We start from the raw sequence: 6,306 nt of genomic DNA on the forward strand, positions 1-6,306 counted from the left end.
CGACCGCGATGTCCGCCTCCCGGTACGGGCGCAGCTTCGGCAGCGGCACGGCGAGCGGGGGCGGGGGCGTTAGCCCGGCCTACTCCTTGTCGTCGGGCTCCTTCGGCAATTCACGGACAGCCTCGGCGATCTGCTCGTTCAGCTCACGGGACGCCGCACTGTTCGAGCTGGAGCGGGAGCGCACCGTTTACCGGGCGTGGCTCCAGCACCAGTACGGGAGCGCCTGGAAGAAGAAGGCCGGCGCCGCCGCGATGCTCCCGTTCACCATGGCCCCCTACGGGCTGAGCGTCGATGACGCCCTTCTCCTGCCTCAGGAGCAGAAGGAGGCCGAGGACGCGCGGCGCGGGGCCGAGCTGGAGAGGATCGCGGCAGCCGAGGAGCGCGAGCGGTAACGCGCCCTGGACGCCGAGGAGGACGAGGCGGACGCGAAGGTGCGGCGCATGAGCATCGCGGCGAAGGTCACGACCGCCGAGCACGAGATCGCCGCGCAGACGACGGCCGCCGCAGCACAGGCCCGTGCGACGGAGAAGACCACCGACGCCGAGACCGCCGCGCTCACGCCGCGCGCCTGGCGGCGGAGGCTGCCCGTCGGCAGGCGGAGCGCGCAGCGCAGGCCCTGGAGCGGGCCGCCGCCCGCGAGGAGGAGGCGGACAGGACCGCCGCGGAGGCCGAGGCGATCGCCCGTACCGAGGCCGCGAACCGCGCCGCCGCCGAGGACCGCCAGGCGGCCGCCGACGCCGCCGAGGAGGCCGCGCGGAAGCACGCCGCCGCTCTGCGGAGCACGGCGGAAGTCGAGCGCCTGGAGGCGGAGCGCGCCGAATCCGCGCTCCGTACGGCGGAGGCCGAGCGGCAGACGGCGCTCATGGCGCGCGCCGCCGCGCAGGCCCGCGAGGAGGCCGCGCGTCAGGAGCTGGCCGCGCAGGAAGCCGAGGACGCCGCCCGCCTGACCCCCCGCGCCCGCGCGGAACGGAAAGTCGCCCGCATGATCCTGGCCGCCTACGCCGCCGTCCCGGCCGGCCGGCGGCCCGCGCAGCCGGACATGTACGCCGTCACCCTGGAACAGGTCGGCGACGCGCTCGGCGTCGCCCGCACCGCCGCGAGCGAGCGCCGCCAGGCCGCCTACGACCTGATCCTCAACGGCTACACCGGCTGACCCGACGTCACCGCCGCGGCCGCCGTGCAGGGTCCGCCGGCTCGGCCGTGGAAGCAATTGTTTCCACGGCCGAGCAGCGGGCCGAGGCGCAGCGAGTCCCGCATGCGGGACAGATCGTTCGAATGACGGCGTCCCCTACGCAGCCCCGGGGGAGGCGCGCTCGTGAGCGCGGCAGGCCCGTAGGTCGTCGTAGGTGTGCACGCCGAGGTTCGCAGGGCAGCGTCCGGCGGCTCGTAAATGTGAACCGCCGGACAGCGCCTAAGCCGGGCTGATGGTGAGGTCAGCCGTTGGCCTTGTCTACGGCAGGCTTGATCTTGTTGGCCTGGTCGACCATGTCCTGCGTGATCGTTCCGCCCGCACCTGCGCTGGTGATGCCGCGAACGAGGCTGCCGATGGAGCCTACGACGCCGCCAAGGGTGTTGCCGACGGTGTCACCGAGGCCGCCGGGGAGGTCGCTAGGGGACATGACCATTCCTTTCGCTGTCTTAGTACGTGCGCCTCGAATGAGGCGGCACGGTCGATCAATCCCGGCCTACCCCGCAATCCGCACCCGCCTGCAAGGAGGAAACCGAAGCCACCCATCTGGCCAAGCGCACCCCGGAGCACACTCGCGCCCCGTGGCAGGGCACTCCTAGGCGTGTTCGCCGCCGGCGCCGACCCCGTCGCCATCTCCGTAGCCAGCGGCGCCAGTCTCGCCACCCTGCGGCGGATCTGGCCCGGCGGGAACATCACCGTCTCCCGGCCCGACGAGTACGGGCAGCGGATCGAGGACTTCACCCGCGTGGTCGGCGCTCGCCGCTGCGCGCCGCACCACCACATCGACCACCCCGTCCTGTCATCCTCCGCCGCCTCCGTCTGACCTGTCCGGGACTGATCCGTACGAGCCGGCGCCCTCTCACGCCGGGTTTGCTCCGTAGTGCGCTCCGCTGGTCAGACGAGGCGATGCCGCAAAGGACATGTGGTGGGGAACGGGTGAAGTGCGCCGCCGGTACGTAGCGAACGTTCGGCGGGTGCGACGCACGGGACGGGTCGGCCATGGTCCTCACCCGTCCGCTTCCTCGACAGACAGGGACACCTGCCATGCCCAGCGCTTTCGGCGACATCCAGATCGGCCCGTACAACGTGATGCCCCCGGGCTACAAGGGCCACAACGCACCCCCGTACACCGCCCCCGAGACGATGTTCCTCGACCACATGCCCCACACCCACTGGGCTTTCGGGTCGTCCGCGTCCGAGATCGAGTTGGGCTGGTCGCCGCACTTCACCCTCAAGCAGGTGAAGGAGCACTACGGCCTGTCGGATGCCTACGCGGAGCTGACAAAGCAGACCAAGGACGGCCGTAAGGCGTGGAAGGGCCGGTCCTTCGACGAGAAGAAGGTAGCCGCCGTCCATGACACCTGGAAGGAGAGGCACCTCGGCGGCGGAAGCGAACCCCCTTATTTCGACCTCGCCAACTCCCTGGGTCAGCTCGCGGTGTTTACCGGCAGGCTGGTTGGCACGGCACCGAAGGTGTGCGGGGGCAATACGTGGCAGGGGCCGGTGACCAAGCACTACAGCGACAGCGTCCGGGTGACGGTCACCAGCACCACCACGCAGGGCTGGGAGTTCGGGCTGACCGCAGAGGCCGGTATCGACGCCAAGGGCGCCAGTGTCAAGCGCGGCGCCTCCTTCCGCTGGTCCAAGACCACCGCCGAGTCCACTGAGGTCACCAAGGAGCACGACGAGGACACCACCCTCCCCCTGAAGGAGAACCAGTGGGGGCGCCTGGACGTCCGCATGTGTGCCGGCCTGTATGCCGGATACATCGCCTACTGGGGCTTCAGCGAAAAGGACGAGTTCGGCATCTACCCGATGCTCGCCCCCGTTCACGTGCCCGGCTTCGGCTCCGTCGTCGCCGAGCACACGATGCTCGCCACCAGCTCCCAGCTCTCCCCGGAGCAGATCGACGCCCTGAAGGCCGTCGCCGCCTACGAGGAAGCCGCCGAACGCGTCGCCCAGGCCAACGGCCAGCTCACCGACGCCGACCTCGACCACCTCCGCACCACCCAGGTCAAAGCCATGCCCCACATGCCCGTCCCCACCACCATCGCCCCCTGACCCTGACCCTGCAGCCGTGGCTGATACTCCCTTCCCGCAAGACCTGATCGACGCGCAGACCCGCCTCCACCAGGCCCGGGCCGACTACGCGGCGTACTGCCGGACCCTGCCGTGGTCGGTGGAGCCGCTGGACGGATGGCCGGGCACGGTCCACCCCCATACCGGTGAGGTGAGCGGCGGCCGCGCGCCGAGCCCCGGCTACACCGACGAGCAGAAGGCCGAGGCGGACCGGCTCCAAGCCCTGGTGCTGGAACTGTCCGTCATCGTGTCCACCCATGAGCACTGGGTCGGCTACCGGGGCGAGGACGCGGTGAAGGCGCGCATGGAACTGAAGCGCCAGGCGGACGCTGCCGCGCCGGCCGTGGTCGCGGCCGCGTAGGGGTGCCGCCGTGGCGCCGATGATGTCGACCGCGGAGCGCCTGGAGAAGCAACGCACGCTTCGGGAGTGGCTGCGGTGGCAGCTCGATCAGACCGACCACGCGATACGGCAGCTGGAGGCGCAAGAGGTCGAGGAGAAGCGGCGCCGGGAGGTCGCCCGCCGGGAGATGTCCTGGAAGATCCAGCCGTCCCGGGCTGTGGAGGGCCACCAGGTACTGCACCGCGGTGCCTGTGAAATCGACCAACGGCAGCACGGGCTTCTGTCCCGCGACGAGGTCATGACCGCCTGCCAGGAGTTCCCGGAGATGGAGCTGTGCGACGTCTGCAAACCGTGGGGGAGCCTCGGTATCGACAAGCCAGGTCCGAGGCGGCTTTAAAACCGCCCCCTCCGCCTCGGCGGGCGCAGGGGGCGGTGCACTTCCGTTCGCACGGATGCGGGACCGGCCGGCTACACCGACGAGCAGAGGGGCGGAGCCGGACCAACCGGCACAGACTCCTACCACCGGGCTCTGCCGCCCGCGGCATCGGGCCGTTCGCGTAGGGTTGGTGGCAGCCTGCGCCGATATGGCGTGCGTGGGTGAGGCCCGGCGCCCAGACGTGTTCTGGGGGCAGTACCGTCGGGCCGCCACCCACCCCGTACCTCAGCGACTCAGCCCGCGGCTGCCCAGTCCAGCCCGAGGCCGGCGAGCGCGGCGAGTTTGTCCGCGGTCAGCTTGGCCCGGCGGCTCTTGCTGTTGGACAGGGACACACGAAGCCGAACCTCTGCCCCGTCCTCCAGCCGCTCTACATGGGCCTTGGGGACGGTCACAGAACCCGTGCGGGCCTTGTACTGCACGAGGGCCGCAACACCCGAGGGAGCCTTGAGGACATGTGGCGCCGGACTCGACCGCTAAAACCGGGAGCCGAGTGTCGTTGCGGCACGTCATCCTGAGCACATGAACGAGGTGAGCGAACCGGGCAGAGCACGCTATGAGTCGGACGTGACAGCGGCGGACCCACGGCCCGTCCAGAGTGTCGCGGTGAATCTGCTGCTGGGGGACATCCTCCGCAACTTTGACCCCCTCGCGCAGGTCCGCGCCCAGATCGCCGAGCTGAGCGCGTCCCTGGTACCGCAGCAGAACCTGGGGCGCCTGTTCGCTGACGCTGTCGGCACCGTCCGCATCCTTCCGCAGATGGAGCGAAGCCTGGGCGCCGTGGGGGACTTGGCCAGCCCGCAGGAGGCGATCCGCCGGCTGGTCGACTTGGGCATCATGCCCGGGACGGTCGCCAGCTTCCAGGGGAGTATCGCCGCACTCGTGAAGCCTGCACCGCTCCCGTTCGAGCTGCCCAAGAGCGTCCTGGACAGCATCACCCGAAGCCAGGCACAGCGGAACCGCGCCTTCGCCGACATAGCGGCCAAGGCCCTCGGTCCCTCGCTGGCACGTCCGATGCTCTCCGACCACCTCCGGGCCAGCCTCGTCCAGTTCCGGCCCGTTCCGCTCGCCCTAACGGGACTTTTCGAATCAGCCCCGTGGCGGAGCGTGCTGACGCAGATTGGCGAGCGGAACCGCCTCCTGTTGACCTCCGGACTCGTCGACACCTTCAGCAAGTTCGCCGCCAGCATCAAGGACATGCTGCCGGAGAACCTGCAGGCACTGCGTACCGCGGCGTGGGCGAAGCTCTTTGCCATCTGCGAGGAGGACGGTGTCTGCCTGATCTGGGCACCGCGCACGGAACACATCGAAGGTTTGCTCGCACTGCCCGGTCGAACCGAGCGCCAGCAGTACCTCGTGGAACACCGGTCGGACGTCGTGGACGACGTGCTGGGGAGCCTCGACGCGGTCGATCACCCCGCACTGCTCGACCTCGTGGAGCTAGCCCGGGATGCCGCTAACTCCGTGCGGGACGGGTACTACCGACCCGCTCAGGCCCTGCTCGGGAACATCCTCGACACCGCGATGGCCAGACACGGCCACACGTGGCTGCGGGTTGCCTTCCCGTGGGCCCGATTCACAAGTCGCAGGAAGAACCCCGGCAGCAACACGGTGCTCACGGAAGCCCATGCCGCGCTGCCAGCATGGGGCGAACTGCAGATGCTGATGGTCGTCCCCGCCCTGATGGTGAGCGGCATGATGAAGGCATTCGCCAAGACGGATCGAGAACAGACGTTCAACCGGCACCTTGCCGCACATGAGGCTTCGACCGCCGCGTACCGGGTCGAGTTCGCCTTGTCCTCGCTCCTGATCGTGCAGGCCCTTCTACGTCAGATCGACCAGCACCTTTACGCCACCGGACCGGAGAGCGATGACATTCGAGTCCGGCCCGGAGCCGCTTCCCGCCCGGCGGGCACCTGAGAAGAAAGTTCGGCCGCTGCTCCCGCCTGGCGGGACGCGCCGCTGATCGGCCTTTCGCACAGGTTAGAGCCGTGTGGCGTGGTCTGCATGACAGTGGATAGCAGGGTCATCCGGGCCGGTCAGATGTACCGCTACGGGGCCAGGGTTGTGTGGTTGGAGGATCCGAGGTGCTGACAGGTAGCGGGGTTCGGCCGCTGGTGAACGCCGATCCTCCGGCAGGACTCTGCACATATCCTCCGGGCATGGTTGGTCACCGCTCGGTCGACGTGGGAGGCGTCCGGCTGGCCTATCAGGTGTCGGGTCCGCTGGACGCTGCCCCGCTCGTTCTGTTGCATGCGTTGGGCG

The 6,306-nt window shown here is 69.6% G+C and carries 9 protein-coding genes and 1 pseudogene; 7 read left to right on the top strand and 3 right to left on the bottom strand.

The genetic code is table 11. The annotated features are described in order from the left end of the window. Positions 1–8: 8 nt before the first annotated feature. The gene (locus tag ACZ6RC_RS33020; protein WP_469590469.1) at positions 9–392 is read left to right on the top strand and encodes a hypothetical protein; all 384 of its coding nucleotides are present in this window, start codon (positions 9–11) and stop codon (positions 390–392) included. Here the strand turns inward: ACZ6RC_RS33020 and ACZ6RC_RS33025 are convergent. Further along, positions 311–763 (bottom strand): hypothetical protein, encoded by a 453-nt coding sequence (locus tag ACZ6RC_RS33025; RefSeq protein WP_469590472.1) that lies wholly within the window; start codon positions 761–763, stop codon positions 311–313. The genes ACZ6RC_RS33020 and ACZ6RC_RS33025 overlap by 82 nt on opposite strands. Before the next feature lie 99 nt (positions 764–862). On the opposite strand from ACZ6RC_RS33025, the gene ACZ6RC_RS33030 reads away from it, so the two are divergent. After that, positions 863–1,153, top strand: coding sequence for a hypothetical protein (locus ACZ6RC_RS33030; RefSeq protein ID WP_469590475.1), 291 nt, complete (start codon positions 863–865; stop codon positions 1,151–1,153). 280 nt (positions 1,154–1,433) lie between these two features. Here ACZ6RC_RS33030 and ACZ6RC_RS33035 read toward each other — a convergent pair whose 3' ends face one another. Further along, positions 1,434–1,619 (bottom strand): hypothetical protein, encoded by a 186-nt coding sequence (locus tag ACZ6RC_RS33035; RefSeq protein ID WP_469590477.1) that lies wholly within the window; start codon positions 1,617–1,619, stop codon positions 1,434–1,436. Positions 1,620–1,790: 171 nt separating this feature from the next. Between ACZ6RC_RS33035 and ACZ6RC_RS33040 the strand changes: the two genes are divergently transcribed. The 4 genes from ACZ6RC_RS33040 (at position 1,791) to ACZ6RC_RS33055 (ending at position 4,005) form a co-directional block, all read left to right on the top strand. Then, positions 1,791–2,012, top strand: a complete 222-nt coding sequence (locus ACZ6RC_RS33040; protein WP_469590480.1) for a hypothetical protein — start codon at positions 1,791–1,793, stop codon at positions 2,010–2,012. A 221-nt stretch (positions 2,013–2,233) separates the two neighbouring features. Then, complete coding sequence (locus ACZ6RC_RS33045; protein ID WP_469590483.1) at positions 2,234–3,250, top strand: hypothetical protein; 1,017 nt, start codon at positions 2,234–2,236, stop codon at positions 3,248–3,250. A gap of 16 nt (positions 3,251–3,266) precedes the next feature. Then, positions 3,267–3,629, top strand: coding sequence for a hypothetical protein (locus ACZ6RC_RS33050; protein ID WP_469590486.1), 363 nt, complete (start codon positions 3,267–3,269; stop codon positions 3,627–3,629). Between the two features lie 19 nt (positions 3,630–3,648). Continuing rightward, positions 3,649–4,005 (top strand): DUF6233 domain-containing protein, encoded by a 357-nt coding sequence (locus tag ACZ6RC_RS33055; RefSeq protein WP_469590496.1) that lies wholly within the window; start codon positions 3,649–3,651, stop codon positions 4,003–4,005. A 272-nt stretch (positions 4,006–4,277) separates the two neighbouring features. Here the strand turns inward: ACZ6RC_RS33055 and ACZ6RC_RS33060 are convergent. After that, a pseudogene (locus tag ACZ6RC_RS33060) lies at positions 4,278–4,478 on the bottom strand (hypothetical protein); the annotation flags it as partial. Positions 4,479–4,647: 169 nt separating this feature from the next. On the opposite strand from ACZ6RC_RS33060, the gene ACZ6RC_RS33065 reads away from it, so the two are divergent. Continuing rightward, positions 4,648–5,961, top strand: coding sequence for a hypothetical protein (locus tag ACZ6RC_RS33065; protein ID WP_469590491.1), 1,314 nt, complete (start codon positions 4,648–4,650; stop codon positions 5,959–5,961). Positions 5,962–6,306: the final 345 nt, after the last annotated feature.

It is taken from the genome of Streptomyces sp. NPDC048353, assembly GCF_055587165.1.

What these genes read in the sequence shown, in the direction of transcription:
- ACZ6RC_RS33030 (WP_469590475.1), top strand. Translation starts at nt 863, where the DNA reads ATGGCGCGCGCCGCCGCGCAGGCCCGCGAGGAGGCCGCGCGTCAGGAG.
- ACZ6RC_RS33020 (WP_469590469.1), top strand. Translation starts at nt 9, where the DNA reads ATGTCCGCCTCCCGGTACGGGCGCAGCTTCGGCAGCGGCACGGCGAGC.
- ACZ6RC_RS33055 (WP_469590496.1), top strand. Translation starts at nt 3,649, where the DNA reads ATGATGTCGACCGCGGAGCGCCTGGAGAAGCAACGCACGCTTCGGGAG.
- ACZ6RC_RS33045 (WP_469590483.1), top strand. Translation starts at nt 2,234, where the DNA reads ATGCCCAGCGCTTTCGGCGACATCCAGATCGGCCCGTACAACGTGATG.
- ACZ6RC_RS33035 (WP_469590477.1), bottom strand. Translation starts at nt 1,619, where the DNA reads ATGTCCCCTAGCGACCTCCCCGGCGGCCTCGGTGACACCGTCGGCAAC.